Below are 18,531 nucleotides of genomic sequence, written 5' to 3' on the forward strand. Positions count from 1 at the left end.
CTGTTATCCCCAGATTTTTTTGATTCCCTTCTTCAAAGGGAAAATCCGGGGATAGCTTATGCTTCCGAAGCAGCTTTCTTTCAGAAAGCTTTTAGGCGAACGCTCCGCTTCTTCACGTTATTCTGTCCTCTCCGTTCTCGTGTAACTAGTCAGTCAAACTTATATAGTGTATTAATAAATTAACTCTCTCGCTCTGCCAATTGTGTGAAATCGGACGGCCAAGGGTCATTCACTTCAATCATAGCTCCAGTTAACGGGTGGCTAAACTTCAGCACTTCTCCGTGAAGCGCCTGCCTACCAATGGCATCCGCTCTACCTCCATACAAGGCATCACCAATAAGCGGGTGTCCAGCATAACTCAGGTGTACACGAATTTGGTGTGTGCGTCCTGTATCCAGCTTTAATCGTACAAGGGTGGCTCGTTTCCATACTTTGACGATCTCTACATGGGTAACAGCTTCCTGTCCACCTTCCGAGACACGTCTGCGCTGCTTGTGATGTCTGTCCTTGCCAATCGGAGCATCAATTTTGTGGAGTTCAAGGGGGAGTTGTCCCCCTGCAATGGCTACATAATGCCGGCCAATCTCTTTGCGCCGCATCGCTTCATCCAGTTTGGCGAGGGCAAAAGCATTTTTCGCATACAGGACAGGTCCGGTTGTATCCTCATCCAGTCGATGAACATGGCGTACACTCGCCTGAATTCCATTCATTTCATAATAGGAAGCAACCGCATGATCCAGCGTAACGGCCTGATCAGCACGGCTTCCATCCGGATGCAGTTTCATTCCTGCCGGTTTGTGCATAACCAGACAGAAATCATCCTCATACAACACATCCACATCAGCCCAGCGTGGTTCAACATCAATCGGCTGGGATGCAAAAAGGGCCAGCCGAAGCCGGTCCCCTGCAAGTTGTATTCCTCGGTTTGCTTTCAGCTGACGGAGCAGTTTCTCCGGGAACTGAAGCTCGGACAATAACCATTGCTCCGTAGCCATCTGTTTGTCCGAGCTGCCGGTTACGGCTTTTCCTGGCATCAGCTCAAGCCATTCCCCGCGGCGTTTCCAACTTTTGATCGTCATAGCGATTGAAGAGCTTTACGATTCGCCTCGATCGTATCGTCAATATCCTGCTCCGTGTGCACACCAGAGACAAACATGCCTTCGTATTGCGAAGGTGCAACACTCACACCTTGATCAATCATGGCGGCAAAATAACGACGGAATTGATCCAGATTGCTTTCTTTGGCAATATCATAGTTGGTTACGGGAACGGCACTGAAAAATGGACAAACCATGGAACCGACCCGGTTAATGGTTATCGCAACACCCGTCTCAGCTGCATTTTTCTCGAATCCGGCTTGCAGACGTGCAGACAGTGTCTCCAGACGGTCATAGACCTCTGGTGTTAACAATTTGAGCGTGGTATACCCTGCTGCCATAGCCAGCGGGTTCCCGCTTAGTGTACCTGCTTGATAGATCGGTCCCGTAGGAGCAATCTGTTCCATCAGATCCCGACGACCACCATAAGCACCAACGGGGAGTCCGCCACCGATAACTTTCCCCAGACAAGTCAGGTCAGGTGTAACCCCATACCGTCCCTGAGCACAGTTCAACCCTACGCGGAAACCGGTCATGACTTCGTCAAAAATAAGCAGGCTGCCATATTGCGTCGTCAAACTGCGCAGTCCTTCAAGGAAACCGGAAGCCGGAGGTACAACCCCCATGTTACCCGCCACAGGTTCTACAATAACAGCGGCCAGTTCTTCACCATAACGTTCAAAAGCAAGCATCACGGACTCCAGATCGTTATAAGGTACCGTAATGGTATTCACAGCTACGCCTTCAGGCACGCCTGGACTATCCGGTAGACCCAGTGTTGCAACACCTGAACCCGCCTTGATCAGCAAGCTGTCCGCATGTCCATGATATGATCCTTCAAACTTCAGAATTTTACTGCGTCCGGTTACCCCGCGTGCCAGTCGAATGGCACTCATCGTTGCTTCCGTACCGGAATTAACCATCCGTACGATATCGATAGAAGGTACACGCTCACAGACCAGTTTTGCCATCTCGGTCTCCAGCAAGGTAGGCGCACCAAAGCTTGTTCCTTTGAGGGCTGTCTCACGCAGAGCTTCTACAACTTCAGGGTGTGCATGTCCCATAATGAGTGGGCCCCATGATCCCACATAGTCAATAAAAACATTGCCATCAATATCGTAGATTTTGGACCCTTCGCCGCGTTCTGCATAGATCGGAGTAAGTCCCACCGATTTGAATGCGCGTACAGGGCTGTTCACACCCCCGGGTATGTACTGCTTAGCTTCCTCAAACGCGCTGCGTGAGCGCTCATCATTGCGACGATTACCTTGTTGTGCAGTCATGAATATCCTCCTTCATGTAATTTATTTTATTTCTCAGCCAACCAGCGTGAAGCGTCTTTTCCGTAGTAGGTAATGATCATATCTGCACCTGCGCGTTTCATGCTGAGCAGGATTTCCATGGCAACTTTTTTCTCATCGATCCAGCCTTGAATCGCGGCCGCCTTAACCATGGCATACTCGCCACTTACATTATAGGCAACAAGCGGAAGATCAAATTGATCCTTGATAGTGCGCATAACATCCAGATAGGAAAGGGATGGTTTTACCATCAACATGTCCGCTCCTTCCAGCACATCCGTTTCGGCTTCACGCAAAGCTTCACGTGCATTGGCCGGGTCCATCTGATACGACTTTCGGTCTCCGAATTGTGGTGTGGAATCCGCAGCTTCACGGAATGGACCATAGAATGCCGACGCGTATTTTACAGAGTAGGACATGATCGGAATGTGACTGAAGCCATTCTCATCGAGCCCGGCGCGTATCGCTTGTACAAATCCATCCATCATGTTGGATGGTGCAATAATGTCGGCTCCTGCTTTGGCTTGAGACACTGCCGTTTGCACGAGCAGATCCAGTGATTCATCATTTAACACATCTCCGCAGATATGACCGTCAATCTCCACGGTGTGTACCATACCGCAGTGACCGTGATCCGTGAATTCACACAGACAAGTATCCGCAACAACCAGCAATTCTGGATACCAGGATTTGATCAATCTCGTCGCTTCCTGCACAATGCCATCTTCAGCGAAGCCAGATGAACCCACACTGTCCTTCGTCTCCGGAATACCGAACAATAACACGGCTGGAATTCCCAGCTCGGCAATTTCCGTTACTTCCTCCTGAAGACGATCCAGCGAGAAACGGAATACGCCAGGCATGGATTTAATTTCAGATTTTACATTTTCTCCATACGTCACATAGATTGGTTGAATAAAGTCATCCACGGTTAGATGGGTCTCTCTGACCATATTGCGAATACCTGTGGATTGACGTAAACGGCGATGCCGTACAATCGGAAAACTCATACTTGTAAAACCTCCCTGAAATTTAAATAGAGCAAAAAGGGAAGCGCGCTGGGATCCTAACGAATTCAGCACGCTTCATATGTTGACATGATTACATGTGTATTAATTTCGAAGAGCGCCTTCCTTGATGCCTGTCCGTTTCCAGTCGCATAGAACTGTGATCAAGCTATCCATCGTTGCTTCCTCTGCCATCAGTGTAACCTTTAGTCCAGCGGCCTCTGCCGTCTTCGCTGTAACAGGTCCGATACATGCAACCTCCACATCTTTCAACAAAGGCAGTGGATCTTGCAATCCCATACGTTTCAACATACTCATGAAGTTGGTAACCGTTGATGAACTTGTAAAGGTCACCGCATGAATGCCACCTTCTTCAAGCAACTTAAGTAGTTCGTCATCATCCTCACCAGCGAGGATCGTATCGTAGATGATGGCTTCGGTGACCTGAAGCCCTCGTTCTCTCAACTGGTCACGCAACCACGTACGTGCCAGATCACCGTGTGGAAGCAGTACTTTCTGGCCTTCCTTCAGTTCGCTTTCAAAAGCCTCAAGCATGCCTTCGGCCTGGAAAGGGCCTTTGACAACTTCAGCTACGATACCATGTTTGCGCAAAGCATCTGCTGTGGATGGTCCTACGGCTGCAATTCTCGCTTGATGAATCGAGCGAATGTCCTTGCCTTCCTGTTCCAGATGGCGGAAGAAAAACTCAACGCCGTTCACACTTGTGAAAAATACCCAGTCATAGGTATTTAAAGCACTGAAGGCGTCTTTGACACTTTGCTTGGCAGATTCACTGGACGGCATGACCGTCTCTATGACCGGAAACTCATACGGTTCCCCGCCGAGTTCCTCGATACGATTCACCAGTTCACTCGCCTGACTGCGAGCACGGGTCACCAGAATTCGTTTGCCAAACAGCGGCAGCGCTTCTGCCCATTTCAACTGTTCCCGCTGATTGACGACATCCCCCACCACAATAACTGCAGGCGGTTGGAAGTTGGCTGAGATCACTTTCGCTTCTATATCTTCAAGGGTACCTGTAATGGTATCCTGTTCCGCTCGTGTTCCCCAACGAATCAGAGCCACAGGTGTTTGCGCCGGACGACCATGACGAATCAATTGTTCGCTGATATATCCAATTTTGGCAACCCCCATCATAAATACAAGTGTGCCCGTTGCATTCGTCACTTTATCCCAATGGATGCTGCGATCAAGCTTGTCCGGACTCTCATGCCCCGTGATAATAGAGATGGAGGACGCATAATCGCGGTGAGTGACTGGAATTCCGGCATACGCAGGCACACTTATCGCAGCGGTTACCCCAGGTACAATCTCAAACGGAATTCCGTTCTTGTGTAACAAACCCGCCTCTTCGCCCACGCGTCCAAAGATGGTCGGGTCGCCACCCTTAAGTCGAACTACAACCTTACCTTCCAACGCCAGATCAACTAACAGTTGATTGATCTCTTCCTGCTTCATCGTATGTCGATCCGGGCGTTTGCCCACGTAAATCTTGACCGCACCGGGTTTCATTTGTTTCAACAATCTCGGACTTGCCAAACGATCGTAGACTACAGCATCGGCTTTACCGATGGATTCCCACCCTTTTACCGTAATCAGCTTTGCATCCCCAGGACCTGCCCCTACCAAAAAGACCTTTCCCACCATGTCTTCATCCCCTAACTTCTGCCAGTATCTGCTCTGCTCCCCGTTCGATCAATCTCCAAGCCACTTCTTCTCCCAGACGAACCGGGTCTTTGCCAGTCAGAGCTTCCTTAAGAATCAGTCCACCATCCGGTGTACCAACCATACCTGTTAATTGTAACGTATTTTCTCCATTTAATTGTAACGTGTTTTTTTCTTTGGGGGAATCTGCATCTTGCTGAGGCAGCCATACCGCATGAGCACCAATCGGAACCTGACAGCCCCCATTCAATACACTGAGAAAACGGCGTTCCGCCTGTACAGGAAATGCTGTCTCCGGATCATTATACAGCTGCAGCAAGTGCAACAATTCCTCATCGTCTTCACGACATTCGATACCAAGCGCGCCCTGACCCACTGCCGGAAGGCAAGCTGTTTCGGTCAGGTACTCTGTGATCCGGTCTTCCCATCCCATACGGTACAATCCTGCAGCTGCCAGAATAATCGCATCGAAGCCTTCAGTCTCCAGCTTCCGCAAACGGGAATCAATATTGCCGCGAATCGATTCCAATTGCAAATCTGGACGATAGGCCTTCAATTGACTGGATCGGCGCAGACTGCTTGTTCCGACTCTAGCTCCTTCTGGCAGTTGATCCAGAGTAAGTCCACCATTGGAGATCAGTGCATCCCGTGGATCTGCACGACGGGGAATAGCGCCATTGATTAATCCTTCAGGTAACTCGGAGGGCATATCCTTCATGCTATGCACAGCCATATCAATCGTACGATCAAGCATCGCCTGTTCAATCTCTTTGACAAACAATCCTTTGCCTCCCACTTTTGACAACGTTACATCCAGAATGAGATCTCCCTTGGTAACAATCTTATGTACTTCAAAGTCAAAAGCTAATCCTTCCCGCTTACAAATGTCGCGTAAATCCTGAATGACATGGCCTGTCTGGGTTAGCGCAAGTGCGCTCTGTCTACTTCCAACTTTAATTGTACGCATATCTACACTTCCTCCTGATTACGGGATATCCAGTCCCCGATTTCTTCTTCGGTCCACCACCGGAAATGGCCTGTACGAATATCTTCTAATATGTGCATTTCAGTTAACTGCCGGAGTAACGTACTTCTGAGACTTGAAGAAGATACGCGTGACTTCACCTCGATCCTCATCTGGTGTAAAAACTCAAGGTACGTCTCGTACTCATCACCGAACTGTCGTTCGAGTGTGGCACGTATCTCAGCAGCTGCTGCCGGCCCCGCTCCTGCTGTGGATATAGCTATGCTTAATCTCCCACGTCGGACCACGCTTGGCGTAATAAAGCCGCTGTGCTCCGAAGACATCGCGTCATTCACCAGTATGCCCGCGGTCTCCGCATCCTGAACCACCGTTGTATTGACCTCTGAACGGTCAGTCGCTGCATATACGAGAAAGGCCCCCCGCAAATCTCCATTGCGGTAGGACCGGTCTATCCATTGAATTCGGGATTCATGATGCAGTTGTTGTAACACGGGAGTAAGCTCTGGACTAATGACCGTAATCTGTGCCTCGGCATGCAGCAATCCCTTTATTTTACGCTCGGCAACACGTCCACCACCAACCACGCAGCACTTCTTGCCTGAAGTATTCACAAATATCGGCGTGTAGCGGTCCATACCCTTCACTCTCCCGTCCAACGATGAAACGCTGAATATGCATTGGATAAAAAACTCATAATGACAAATCCGTACCCGATCAGTGTCCATCTTGCCATGATAATCGTGGAGAACTGTTTCCTTCTCTTGGACACGAAGTAACCCACATAGATGGCTATGGCAAGACCTGTCGATATGACTTTGAGATCCAAAAGCAGATTCCAGCGCGTTTCCGCCACAATGGATAATACGGCAAGCATTACAGAAACACCAAGTAGCGGTGTCCCGATCAAAGTAGCACCATCCATGTACTTCCCGATCACTTCCAGGCTGGGTAGCCGTCGCATCGTATCATTCCACTTTTTTTTCTTCAGCTTGTGATGCAAGAACAGATATAACAAGGCAAATACCGTACCAACGGTTAACGCTGCAAAACCGAGATTTGCCAAGGTAATATGCATAATAAGTAATCCATGAACGGTTTGCCAGTTGTGCAGTGATATCTCACCAGCCGTGAACCACAGTCGGTTCAATACAGTAACGGAAAAACCTACAACATTCAGCAACAGAATGACAAATTCAGAACGCTGGATGCGAGTCATGGCGAGAGACATCAACACAATACTGAATGAAAATATAAACAAAAAGTCAAAGGTGGTGTAGATGGGGAAATGTCCTTCGGTCCACATCCGCAAAATGACATGCGTTACCTGTAGCCCCCACACAACAACAAGAAACCCTGTGCCTGTCCGCTTCGCCCCCGCATTGCGTCGAATGCAGTCCGAGAAATAGAACAGTAGGCTCAGGGCATACATATAGATTAGAGCTTCATAGACTTGTTCAGCAAGGGTCAAGCTGCCCACCCGCCTTATACGCCTGCCGGAGCATAAGCCGGCACGGGGTCTTGCCGGTTTTCGTTAAGGTGAGCGGCTGGTTTGCCCAGAGCCGTGGCATCACTCTGATTTACTTTTTCAGCAGCCATCTCTACTGCATCTTCCAGAGCAAAAATCTGAGTAAACATGCGCAGAGCTTCATCACCTTGCTTCGTGCCTGCCATTTCTTTAATCCGGTTAATCGGATCTGTCGTCATTTGATTCACAATACTCTTGGTCAAACGACGAATGACTTTACGTTGGTGTTCATCGAGCTCAGGCAGTTTATTAAACAGGCTATCCATCGTTTCTTCATGAATGGAGACACCTTTTTCCTGCAAAGCGCGAATGACAGGACGAACGCCCAACGTTTTGAGCCAATGATAATAATCCTCCATCTCAAGCTCGATCATTCTCTCAATCTTGGCAGCTTCCACCTTACGCATCTCCAGGTTACTCTCCACGATTCCTTCCAGATCATCAATATCATAGAGAAATACGTTGGATAATTCACCAATGGCCGGATCAATATCACGTGGAACCGCAATATCAATCAGGAACAGTGGGCGCGATTGCCGACGCTTCATGCTCTCCCGAACTACACCAGCATCCAAAACATAACGTTCCGCCCCAGTGGAACTAATCACAATGTCGACTTCATTCAGCCTTGCGATTGCCTGTTCCATGGTACAAGGGGTTCCCCGGAACTTGGCTGCCAGTTCCTCGGCTCTTGCGAGCGTACGATTCGCCACAATGACTTCCGATGCTCCGTTGGCATAGAGATGTTTCACGGTCAGTTCACTCATCTTGCCGGCACCCAGAATCAGTACCTTCTTGTCTGTGAACATGCCAAAGATTCGCTTACCGAGCTCAACAGCAGCATAACTGACAGATACGGCGCTCTCCCCGATGGAAGTCTCCGAATGTGCCCGTTTGCCCAGCGTAACGGCCTGTTTAAATAACTTATTAAACCAGGTACCTGTTGATTTCTCTTCCTGAGCTTTCAGAAAAGCCTGTTTCACCTGTCCAAGAATCTGAGTCTCCCCAATGACCATGGAGTCCAGTCCGCAGATGACACGGAACAAATGGCGCATGGCTTGGTCATCTTCATATATATATAAGTGTTGCGTAAATTCTTCCCGTGGTACATTGAACCATTGTTCCATGAATGTTCGAATAAAATAACCACACATGTGAAGACGGTCCACCACAACATACAACTCGGTACGGTTACATGTGGCTACGATTACACCTTCCAATACACTCTTGGTCAGCTTGAGCTGCTGCAGCGCTTCAGACAAGTCCTTTTCTGCAAATGTGAATCGTTCCCTAACCTCTACAGGCGCCGTGCGATAATTCAAACCAACGACAACGATGTGCATTGCAAGTTCACCTGCCTAATAAATTTCCAATCAAAGTGCTTACTGCATATGTCTATCCATTTATGATTGACATGGTTAATTATATCACACATCATAGCCGTGACCGGGTCATTTTTATGAAATGTTTATGAAATCACCATGTTCATCATCATATGCACTGTCATTTATTGTAGTGTCTCACCAAAGTTCACCGTTATGCGTTAAAATGTGCTGATCATGAATATTCATAACGATCGGGATATTAAAATAAATAGCCATGGAATTATTCCATGACTATTAGAATTTGGGAGGTTATGCGCCCATCCCGATATGTGAACATTGTTCATGTGATGTACTTCTTTTTTACACCAGTTCAATCTGATTGTTTATCTCTGGTGTTTCAACTTGCAATTCGCCCAATCCACGTACCAACTTCTTTGCATACGTTTTTTCAGGTTTTAATACGGATACCAGGTAGTCAATAGCGAGCTGCGGGTCAACGGTCTCCCCACAAGTGTAACAATCAATCGCTGCAAAACCTCTCTCAGGATACGTATGAATGGAGAGATGGCTCTCAGACAATAGTACGAGCACTGTCGCTCCCTGTGGATCAAACTGCTTGGACTGTACGGACATTACGGTCGCACCACATGCCTCCGCTGCTTCAACCATTTGGGCTTGCAAATACTCCGCATTGTTCAGTAGATCAAAGTCAACACCCCAAGTGTCAACAGCAACGTGTCTTCCGAAAGTTGAATATTCCATCCTTCGGTTCCCCCTTCCTAGGAATAAAATGTTTGAAAAATTTCATCCGCTAGGACCTACGTCATTCACTTCCCGAGGGAAAATCCTCTCGCAACATATAATGTCCTGAGTGAATCCTGGTTCCTATATTCTTTTCAACGAGATTAAAAATAACATTGAATCAAAGTGAAAGCAACCCTTTTCCAGAAGATTGTAAAATAAAAAATTTCAATTTGGAATATTTTTATCTCGCATCAAAAAATCCCCCTGTAACCTCCGCATTGGCAAGTGCCTGTGCCCGGAAGAAACAAGGGAATTCATTGCATTCATATACGTGTATAAACATACACTTTCAGGTTAATAAGCTTCAAGCTCAAACAACCGTTTTTGATAACGAGCAAGGGTCTCATCAATCTGATGGAGCTGATCAGCAGTCGCATCTTTTCTAGTGTCCAGCAGTGAATCGATCTCGGCATACACACGGTTGATTTCGCGTTCTACATCCCGGGCCTGGAACAGATGTTGCAATTCAAGCAACGTATTTTTGTATTCATAGATCACTCGGGTGTTCTCCCCGGTCTTCTCCACAATTTTACGGACAGTGCCTTGAGCATAAACATACGTCATGGTAAACCCTTCATAGATCCGATGAACGACCCCGTCACCTTTAAAAGTCATAAAGAGCTTACGGACAACGTTGGTCAGATGCAGATTCACCAGGCGGCAAGATAACTCACAGATATAAAACCCTTCTATGCGGTCAAAAGGGAAATGAACTTCTTCTCCACTCACATCCCCCAATACAACCTCCTGACAACCATTGTCCAACACCTTAACTCGATGATGAAGCCTGCCGTCTTCTGTCATGCGCAAAAACTGATGCATCTGGGGTTCTGACAATTTCATAGTGGCCTTCACATACTCTGTGGCTAACCGCTGAGCCATACAAATCTCCTCAATTCTTTCCCCGATTGTTTTGCCTTCCTGCACATGTAGCAGTCATCTCAAAATTCTTCAGGCCGGCAACGCCGGTATTTTGGTACTGTTGGCAACATGCGCCTATGCTCATTATACACTACCATAACGCTATTTTGCTCCGGGCCCACATGATGAATTCTCACGAAATTCCATAAAAAACCGGACTAATCCTTGATCTCATCAAAGATTCACTTAGCATGCTCACTTTCCCGCACTAAAACGGCATACTATCTCGGTCATTCGTTAATTTTCGTTGTTTTCTTCCTCATCAGCTGTGCTCTCTGCTTCCAGTACTTCTGGTGCATACTTATCTATGCGTGCATGACGGGTAATGATATCCCATAACTCTTCCTTGCCCAATCCCTCTTCGGATGAAAAAGGGACAAACAGATCCCCTGAACGAAGACCCAGTGATTCCTTGATAACTTTGATATGTTTCGCTCTGCGCGTTTTTGGAATCTTGTCCATCTTGGTTGCTACGACAACCAAAGGCAATCCATTATGACGAAGCCATTCATTCATCATTTTGTCATCCTTGGATGGCTCATGTCTCATATCCACCATCTGCATGACCAGTTTCAATTCCTCACGTCCGAGCAAGTATTTCTCCATCATTTTGCCCCAGGCAAAGCGTTGCTCTTTGGAAACTTTAGCGTAGCCATATCCCGGGAAATCGACGAAGTAGAGATCCTGATTAATTTTATAATAGTTCAGCTGCTGTGTCTTACCCGGTGTTGAGCTCGTCCGAGCCAAATTCTTACGATTGATCAAACGGTTGATCAGGGAAGATTTCCCCACATTGGAGCGTCCCGCCAAAGCAATCTCTGGCAGACCGTCCTCGGGGTATTGTTCAGGCCGAACGGCACTGATAATAAATTCAGATTGATTTACTTTCATATTGTATCTTTCCTCTCTTGAACGCCTGGGCTATGCATAACCTGTTGAAGGTATTATGCCATGGATTGTTCTATCATACCAAAAAAACCGTTCCAGCGGACGCCGAAGCCTCCGCAGAACGGTCTACTCTTCATACGAACCTTTCGAATACGTGGATTACAGGTGAATTCCTGCCTGCTCAACAAGTGCATGTTTCAGCACCTGATCCATATGGGCTACAGGAACAAATTCCACATCTTCCTTGATGCTGTCTGGAATGTCACGCAGGTCCCGTTCGTTATCCTTGGGCAATAATATTTTTTTATAGCCGGCACGATGGGCTGCCAGTGATTTCTCTTTCAGACCACCAATCGGCAGCACACGTCCACGCAGTGTTATTTCACCAGTCATGGCGATATCCTTGGACACATGTTTGTTCGTCAGGGCTGAGATTAACGCTGTTGCCATCGTAATCCCGGCAGATGGACCATCCTTCGGAATCGCTCCTTCCGGAACGTGGATATGAATATCGTTCTTCTCATGGAAGTCAGGCGCGATCCCGAGCTGTGTAGCTTTGGAACGGGTGTAACTGAATGCGGCTTGCGCCGACTCCTTCATGACATCCCCCAGTTTACCTGTGAGGGTCAATTTACCTGTTCCAGGCACAACAGTCACTTCAATGACAAGAGTATCTCCGCCCACTTCAGTCCACGCCAGACCCGTTACGGTACCAATCTGATCTTCCAGTTCGGCCATGCCATAACGGAATTTACCAGGTCCAAGGTAGTCTTTGATCTCATCGGATGTGATGTTAATTTGACCTTCCACACCAGATACGATATTCTTGGCAGCTTTCCGGCACAACGAAGCCATTTGCTGTTCCAGATTCCGCACACCCGACTCCCGTGTATATTCACGAATTACACGCAACAGCGCGTCATCCGGGATTTCCAGTTGCTCTTCTTCCAGACCATGGTCTTGCTTCTGTTTGGGCAGCAAATAGTTTTTCGCAATTTGCAGCTTCTCCAGCTCCGTGTAACCAGGTATGTTGAGCATTTCCATCCGATCCAGCAATGGACGCGGAATATTGTGTACCGTGTTGGCAGTTGTTATAAACATAACGTTGGATAAGTCAAACGGCAATTCTACAAAGTGATCACTAAACGTATTATTTTGTTCCGGATCAAGCACTTCAAGTAACGCTGCGGAAGGATCTCCGCGGAAGTCTGAAGCCATCTTATCAATCTCGTCCAGCAGGAATACCGGATTAAGTGAAGCTGCCGTTTTCATCCCCTGGATGATACGCCCAGGCATGGCTCCTACATAGGTGCGTCGGTGTCCACGAATTTCTGCTTCATCCCGCACGCCGCCAAGAGAGATTCTTACAAACTCCCGACCTAGCGATCTGGCGATCGAACGGGCAAGTGATGTTTTACCAACCCCTGGAGGTCCAACCAGACAGAGAATTGGCCCTTTAAGCTTCTTGACAAGTTTCTGAACAGCCAGATACTCGAGCACACGCTCTTTGGGCTTTTCCAATCCGTAATGATCTGCATTGAGCACATCCTCGGCTTTTTGGATATCCAGATCATCCGCTGTCATCTGACTCCAAGGAAGGCCAAGCAGCCAATCCACGTAGTTGCGAATAACTCCGCCCTCGGCTGAACTTGCAGGCATCTTCTCCAGTCGATCAATTTCTTTCTCGACCTTTTCTTTCACCTTGTCCGGCAAGCCGAGTTCTTCCATCTGAGTGCGAAGTTCCTCGACCTCACCCGCACGGCCTTCTTTTTCACCCAGTTCTTTCTGGATCGCTTTCATCTGCTCGCGCAAATAATATTCCTTCTGCGTTTTCTCCATCTGTTTCTTCACACGTTGGCTGATCTTGCGTTCAAGCTCCAGCACTTCGCGCTCATTGTTCAGGATATCCAGCAATTTCTCCAGACGTTCCCGAACGTCGATGGTCTCCAGAATTTCCTGTTTATCCTTGATCTTCAAGGACAGGTGACTCGTAATGACATCGGCCAGACGCCCTGGTTCTTCGATGTCAGACACCGCTGCGAGTGTCTCTGGTGTCACTTTTTTGGACAGATTAATATAATTCTCGAACTGGTTCAGAACGGTACGCATCAAGGCATCCGTCTCTGGATGGGTATTCTCCTCTTCAGGCAGTTCTTGTGCCAGTACTTCGTAATATTCCTCGTTGTCCGTATATTCAATAATTTCAGCCCGTTCCAAGCCTTCCACGAGTACACGAATCGTACCGTTTGGAAGCTTCAGCATCTGTCTGACCTTGGCCACGGTTCCGATTCTGAAAATGTCCTCTTGTGTTGGTTCTTCAATATTTACTTCGGCTTGGGAACATAGGAGAATCAAATGTTCTTCTACCATCGCTTTTTCTAAAGCCTTGACCGATTTCTCCCGGCCCACATCGAGATGCAGTACCATACTCGGGTAGACGAGAAGTCCTCTTAAAGGCAGTAAAGGAAAACGACGACCTTTCGCTTTGCTCGGTCCCATCGCTTTCGCACCTCCAATGGCTCTCAGGTTGTAGTCATTCATTATTCTATCAAATGTTCACATAAAAAACCAATGAAGGGAAGCGCTTAGCAGCTTCCCGAATCTGTAACCTGTCCTGGGCGAGGCACATCAGCACGCAAATAGGAAGCGGATGCCGGTGGAAAAATCTCCGGTGCAGGTGCAACTGCCTCCTCTGCAAGCTTCGTCTGTTCCATCTGTTGTGATTCCGGAACCCAGGCGAACACTTCACGGAATACGTCCTGCACCGTATCTACCGGAATAACGCGCAAGCCCTCCAGATTCTCAAAAATGGACTGCCAGTTCTCCGCCGGAATAATAACGGTCTTCGCTCCTGCTTGAAATGCAGCCTCCACCTTGGCCAGTACGCCACCAATTGGCTTGACCCGACCATGGATGCTGATCTCGCCAGTCATCGCTGTCTCATGATCCACAGGGCGTCCCTGAATGGCTGATGTAATGGCAGTCGCCATGGCAATCCCGGCTGATGGACCATCAATAGGCGTTCCACCTGGGAAATTCACGTGTAAATCGTAATCATTCGGACGAATACCCATGGCTTTTAATACGGTTAACACATTTTCAACCGAGCCTTTGGCCATACTTTTTCGCCGGAGTGTACGCGAACCGCCTCCAATCTCTTCTTCATCCACAACCCCTGTAATGTTGATCCGGCCTTGATCTTTAAGAGCTGGAACAGCAGACACTTCGATTTCCAAAATGGTTCCCATATTCGGTCCGTATACCGCCAAGCCGTTAACAAACCCCACCTGCGGCTGTGAAGGGACCTTCCGATCAGGCCGCGGCTGAATCTGGCTGCTACCAGCCACCCACTCCACATCGGACGCCTGAAGCGTCTCACGCTTCTCTGTCAGCGCAAGTCCAGCAGCCAGCTGGATGATATTGACCGCTTCACGTCCATTGGTTGCATATCGCTTGACCACATCAACGGCATCCGGACATGGACTGAACCCTATTTTCTGAACAGCATCTTCTGCAATTCGCCCAATCTCCTCAGGCAACAAAGGACGGAAATAGACTTCCATGCAGCGCGAACGCAAAGCTGGTGGCAGTTCATGAGGCGAACGTGTCGTTGCTCCAACAAGGCGGAAATCGGCCGGCAGGCCATTTTGAAAAATATCGTGGATATAAGCAGGAGTATGCGTGTCTTCCGAGTTATAGTACGCACTCTCCAAAAACACCTTGCGATCCTCCAACACTTTCAACAGCTTATTCATCTGAATCGAATGCAATTCACCAATTTCATCAATAAAAAGCATTCCCCCATGCGCTTTCGTCACAGCGCCCGGTTTCGGTTGGGGAATACCTGCAACGCCCATGGCTCCTGCTCCCTGATATATCGGATCATGAACCGAACCTATTAAGGGGTCCGCAATACCACGCTCATCAAAACGGGCTGTTGTTGCATCCAGCTCCGTGAATTTCGCGTCTGGCTTGAAAGGAGAAGTTGGATTCTTCTTAGCTTCTTCCAACACGACCCTTGCGGCAGCTGTCTTCCCGACTCCGGGCGGGCCATAAATGATAACATGTTGCGGATTCGCACTGCATAATGCAGCTTTAAGGGCACGCAATCCGTCTTTTTGCCCAACAATATCGTTAATGGTTGCAGGACGCGTCTTCTCCGACAGCGGCTTGGTGAGTGAGATCGAACGCAGCTTGCGCAGCTTCTCCAGTTCCTTGCGAGATTCACGCTCAACGGCACTGCGGTTTGTTTTCTGGCCACGCAGCAGGTTCCAGAAATACAAACCAATCACCACTCCAAAAAATAACTGAATCAACATTATGAACATTCCGAAATCACCCATGTCTCAACATCCTCCTTCTGTCCCTATTCTCATATGAGATCATGCTAATACTTGGTAGTATAGCCTTTTCAACGAGACGTAAACGGGCAATGCGGAATTTGTATACGAGAATATAAAAAGCCCGCCATCGCTGGCGAGCTTTTGTTGTAACAAGATATGAATCAATCAGTGCGAACGACCAGGAATAATACCTGTCTCTTCATAGGTTTCTACGATTTTGTCGATCTCTTTTTTCAATTCCTCAACCATGATTTCTTCAGGCACTTTACGGATCATCTTGCCGTGACGGAACAAGAGACCTTCTCCACGAGCACCGGCAATCCCGATATCCGCTTCTTTCGCCTCACCTGGACCATTAACCGCACAACCCAACACCGATACTTTAATCGGCACCTTAAGTTTGGAGATATACTCTTCCACTTCGTTGGCAATGGAGAACAGGTCGATATCCAAACGTCCACACGTTGGACAGGAGATTAATGTGGCTGCATTCGTAATGAGTCCAAATGTTTTGAGCAGATCACGAGCGACCTTAATTTCTTCTACCGGGTCCGCACTCAGTGAGATCCGCATCGTTGAACCAATACCCATGGACAACAAGGCTCCCATACCTGCAGAGCTTTTGATCGTACCGGAGAACAGTGTACCTGCTTCGGTAATCCCGAGATGCAACGGATACGGAATGATTTGAGCTGCTTTGGTATAAGCTTCAATCGCCATCGGCACATCCGATGCTTTGAGAGACACGATGATATCATGGAAATCAAGCTCTTCCAGAATACCAATGTGATACAATGCACTTTCGACCATAGCATCCGCCGTAGGGTACCCATACTTATCAAGAAGATGGTTCTCCAGAGAACCGGCGTTTACCCCGATGCGAATTGGAATACCCCGCTCTTTACATGCTTTTACGACTTCTTCCACTTTTGAACGTTTACCGATATTACCCGGATTAATCCGTACTTTATCAATACCATTCTCAATCGCAAGCAAAGCCAGCTTATAGTTGAAATGAATGTCCGCCACAAGCGGTATGTTAATACGTTTCTTGATTTCCTTAATGGCTGCAGCGGCTTCCTCATTATTTACCGTTACACGTACCACCTGACAGCCGGCTTCTTCCAGTCGCAGAATCTCTGCAACCGTCGCCTCAACATCTGCCGTTTTGGTTGTACACATACTCTGGATAATGACTTCGTTGCTGCCACCAATCGTTACATTCCCGACTTTTACGGGACGTGTATCTTGTCTTAAATACATGAGTGATTTCTCTCCCCACAACGTCAAAGCTCCACCCTGACAGAGACATGAATTCGCCTTCTGCCAAAGTGGAGAACTGACAAGTCTATATTTCAGAGTTCAACGGGATTCAGGCCTTCATTAGGCGCTTTCTTCCTGCTTATCGTCCTTCGATTGGCTTAGTTCAGGCACGACTCTTTTCTCAACGACTTCTTCGGTAATGACACAGTTCGTAACATCTTCACGTGAAGGCACTTCATACATGATTTCAAGCATGATGCCTTCAATGATGGCACGCAATCCACGTGCACCTGTGTTACGTTTGATTGCTTCTTTTGCAATCGCGAGCAATGCAGCTGGTTCAAATACCAGATTGACATTGTCCAGCTCAAGCAGTTTTTGGTACTGTTTGGTGAGCGCGTTTTTCGGTTCGGAAAGAATCCGTACCAACGTATCTTCATCCAGCGGCTCCAAAGTGGAGATGACTGGCAAACGGCCTACAAATTCCGGAATCAGACCGAATTTCAGCAAGTCTTCCGGCAATACCATGCCCAGGTATTCACCTGGTTTCAGATCTTTTTGCTCAGTAACAGTATTAAAGCCAATGACTTTTTTACCGATCCGGCGTTTGATCATTTGCTCCAGACCATCAAAGGCACCGCCACAAATGAACAGGATATTCGTTGTATCGATCTGAATAAATTCTTGATGAGGGTGTTTACGACCACCTTGTGGTGGTACAGAAGCCACGGTTCCTTCAAGAATTTTCAAGAGTGCCTGTTGAACACCTTCACCCGATACATCACGAGTAATGGATGGGTTCTCGGATTTACGCGCTACTTTATCAATCTCATCGATATAAATAATGCCACGCTCTGCTTTTTCCACATCATAATCAGCAGCCTGGATCAGCTTGAGCAGAATGTTCTCTACATCCTCACCCACATAACCCGCTTCCGTTAATGAGGTAGCATCAGCAATAGCAAAAGGTACATTCAGAATTTTGGCCATCGTTTGTGCAAGCAACGTTTTACCAGAACCCGTAGGTCCTAACAGCAAAATGTTACTCTTCGACAGTTCAACATCATCAATCTTGCTTTGTGTGTTGATCCGTTTGTAGTGATTATACACCGCAACAGACAATGACTTCTTCGCTTGCTCCTGTCCAATAACATATTGATCCAGAATATTACGAATCTCTTTCGGTTTTGGAATATCTTTGAGGTCTACTTCTTCATCATGACCGAGTTCTTCCTCAACGATTTCGGTGCAAAGTTCGATACATTCATCACAAATATAGACACCTGGTCCAGCGACCAGCTTGCGTACCTGTTCCTGAGATTTACCGCAAAAAGAGCATTTCAGTTGCCCTTTCTCATCGTTAAATTTAAACATGAAACCACCCCT

15 protein-coding genes are annotated in these 18,531 nt (G+C 47.6%); all 15 read right to left on the bottom strand.

Annotated elements, in window-relative coordinates:
• Positions 1 to 179: 179 nt before the first annotated feature.
• The 15 genes from AC1S8V_RS23485 to clpX all read right to left on the bottom strand — a co-directional run bounded on the left by AC1S8V_RS23485 (position 180) and on the right by clpX (position 18,519).
• A complete protein-coding gene (locus AC1S8V_RS23485; protein ID WP_482070982.1) occupies positions 180 to 1,079 on the bottom strand; it encodes an RluA family pseudouridine synthase in 900 nt (299 codons plus the stop codon).
• Positions 1,076 to 2,380: a glutamate-1-semialdehyde 2,1-aminomutase gene (gene hemL, locus AC1S8V_RS23490; RefSeq protein WP_482070983.1), complete on the bottom strand. Its 1,305-nt coding sequence runs from the start codon at positions 2,378 to 2,380 to the stop codon at positions 1,076 to 1,078. The genes AC1S8V_RS23485 and hemL overlap by 4 nt, the downstream gene beginning before the upstream one ends.
• Before the next feature lie 26 nt (positions 2,381 to 2,406).
• On the bottom strand, positions 2,407 to 3,408 hold the full coding sequence (gene hemB, locus AC1S8V_RS23495; protein ID WP_017692601.1) for a porphobilinogen synthase: 1,002 nt from the start codon (positions 3,406 to 3,408) through the stop codon (positions 2,407 to 2,409).
• Between the two features lie 102 nt (positions 3,409 to 3,510).
• Positions 3,511 to 5,073: a uroporphyrinogen-III C-methyltransferase gene (gene cobA / locus AC1S8V_RS23500; protein WP_482070984.1), complete on the bottom strand. Its 1,563-nt coding sequence runs from the start codon at positions 5,071 to 5,073 to the stop codon at positions 3,511 to 3,513.
• 4 nt (positions 5,074 to 5,077) lie between these two features.
• Positions 5,078 to 6,058 carry a hydroxymethylbilane synthase gene (hemC, locus tag AC1S8V_RS23505; RefSeq protein WP_482070985.1) on the bottom strand — a complete coding sequence of 327 codons (981 nt, stop codon included), beginning with the start codon at positions 6,056 to 6,058 and terminating at the stop codon, positions 5,078 to 5,080.
• Positions 6,059 to 6,060: 2 nt separating this feature from the next.
• Positions 6,061 to 6,711 carry a precorrin-2 dehydrogenase/sirohydrochlorin ferrochelatase family protein gene (locus AC1S8V_RS23510; RefSeq protein ID WP_482070986.1) on the bottom strand — a complete coding sequence of 217 codons (651 nt, stop codon included), beginning with the start codon at positions 6,709 to 6,711 and terminating at the stop codon, positions 6,061 to 6,063.
• Positions 6,712 to 6,716: 5 nt separating this feature from the next.
• Complete coding sequence (gene ccsA / locus AC1S8V_RS23515) at positions 6,717 to 7,544, bottom strand: cytochrome c biogenesis protein CcsA (protein WP_458123843.1); 828 nt, start codon at positions 7,542 to 7,544, stop codon at positions 6,717 to 6,719.
• A gap of 14 nt (positions 7,545 to 7,558) precedes the next feature.
• Positions 7,559 to 8,944 carry a glutamyl-tRNA reductase gene (hemA, locus tag AC1S8V_RS23520; protein WP_482070987.1) on the bottom strand — a complete coding sequence of 462 codons (1,386 nt, stop codon included), beginning with the start codon at positions 8,942 to 8,944 and terminating at the stop codon, positions 7,559 to 7,561.
• 342 nt (positions 8,945 to 9,286) lie between these two features.
• On the bottom strand, positions 9,287 to 9,688 hold the full coding sequence (gene speD, locus AC1S8V_RS23525) for an adenosylmethionine decarboxylase (RefSeq protein WP_482070988.1): 402 nt from the start codon (positions 9,686 to 9,688) through the stop codon (positions 9,287 to 9,289).
• Between the two features lie 336 nt (positions 9,689 to 10,024).
• Positions 10,025 to 10,612: a non-ribosomal peptide synthetase module gene (locus AC1S8V_RS23530; protein WP_482070989.1), complete on the bottom strand. Its 588-nt coding sequence runs from the start codon at positions 10,610 to 10,612 to the stop codon at positions 10,025 to 10,027.
• Between the two features lie 276 nt (positions 10,613 to 10,888).
• Complete coding sequence (yihA, locus tag AC1S8V_RS23535; RefSeq protein ID WP_482070990.1) at positions 10,889 to 11,542, bottom strand: ribosome biogenesis GTP-binding protein YihA/YsxC; 654 nt, start codon at positions 11,540 to 11,542, stop codon at positions 10,889 to 10,891.
• A gap of 156 nt (positions 11,543 to 11,698) precedes the next feature.
• A complete protein-coding gene (lon, locus tag AC1S8V_RS23540; protein ID WP_482070991.1) occupies positions 11,699 to 14,038 on the bottom strand; it encodes an endopeptidase La in 2,340 nt (779 codons plus the stop codon).
• 86 nt (positions 14,039 to 14,124) lie between these two features.
• Complete coding sequence (gene lonB, locus AC1S8V_RS23545; protein ID WP_482070992.1) at positions 14,125 to 15,882, bottom strand: ATP-dependent protease LonB; 1,758 nt, start codon at positions 15,880 to 15,882, stop codon at positions 14,125 to 14,127.
• A 165-nt stretch (positions 15,883 to 16,047) separates the two neighbouring features.
• On the bottom strand, positions 16,048 to 17,145 hold the full coding sequence (gene ispG / locus AC1S8V_RS23550; protein WP_482070993.1) for a flavodoxin-dependent (E)-4-hydroxy-3-methylbut-2-enyl-diphosphate synthase: 1,098 nt from the start codon (positions 17,143 to 17,145) through the stop codon (positions 16,048 to 16,050).
• A gap of 120 nt (positions 17,146 to 17,265) precedes the next feature.
• Entirely contained in the window at positions 17,266 to 18,519 is a 1,254-nt protein-coding gene (gene clpX, locus AC1S8V_RS23555; RefSeq protein WP_482070994.1) for an ATP-dependent protease ATP-binding subunit ClpX, read from the bottom strand.
• Between the last annotated feature and the right edge of the window lie 12 nt (positions 18,520 to 18,531).

The organism is Paenibacillus sp. B46(2026) (assembly GCF_056786355.1).

Excerpts from the sequence above, each read along its gene's own strand:
- AC1S8V_RS23485 (WP_482070982.1), bottom strand. The coding sequence starts at position 1,079 with ATGACGATCAAAAGTTGGAAACGCCGCGGGGAATGGCTTGAGCTGATG.
- hemL (WP_482070983.1), bottom strand. The coding sequence starts at position 2,380 with ATGACTGCACAACAAGGTAATCGTCGCAATGATGAGCGCTCACGCAGC.
- hemB (WP_017692601.1), bottom strand. The coding sequence starts at position 3,408 with ATGAGTTTTCCGATTGTACGGCATCGCCGTTTACGTCAATCCACAGGT.
- cobA (WP_482070984.1), bottom strand. The coding sequence starts at position 5,073 with ATGGTGGGAAAGGTCTTTTTGGTAGGGGCAGGTCCTGGGGATGCAAAG.
- hemC (WP_482070985.1), bottom strand. The coding sequence starts at position 6,058 with ATGCGTACAATTAAAGTTGGAAGTAGACAGAGCGCACTTGCGCTAACC.
- AC1S8V_RS23510 (WP_482070986.1), bottom strand. The coding sequence starts at position 6,711 with ATGGACCGCTACACGCCGATATTTGTGAATACTTCAGGCAAGAAGTGC.
- hemA (WP_482070987.1), bottom strand. The coding sequence starts at position 8,944 with ATGCACATCGTTGTCGTTGGTTTGAATTATCGCACGGCGCCTGTAGAG.
- speD (WP_482070988.1), bottom strand. The coding sequence starts at position 9,688 with ATGGAATATTCAACTTTCGGAAGACACGTTGCTGTTGACACTTGGGGT.
- AC1S8V_RS23530 (WP_482070989.1), bottom strand. The coding sequence starts at position 10,612 with ATGGCTCAGCGGTTAGCCACAGAGTATGTGAAGGCCACTATGAAATTG.
- yihA (WP_482070990.1), bottom strand. The coding sequence starts at position 11,542 with ATGAAAGTAAATCAATCTGAATTTATTATCAGTGCCGTTCGGCCTGAA.
- lon (WP_482070991.1), bottom strand. The coding sequence starts at position 14,038 with ATGGGACCGAGCAAAGCGAAAGGTCGTCGTTTTCCTTTACTGCCTTTA.
- lonB (WP_482070992.1), bottom strand. The coding sequence starts at position 15,882 with ATGGGTGATTTCGGAATGTTCATAATGTTGATTCAGTTATTTTTTGGA.
- ispG (WP_482070993.1), bottom strand. The coding sequence starts at position 17,145 with ATGTATTTAAGACAAGATACACGTCCCGTAAAAGTCGGGAATGTAACG.
- clpX (WP_482070994.1), bottom strand. The coding sequence starts at position 18,519 with ATGTTTAAATTTAACGATGAGAAAGGGCAACTGAAATGCTCTTTTTGC.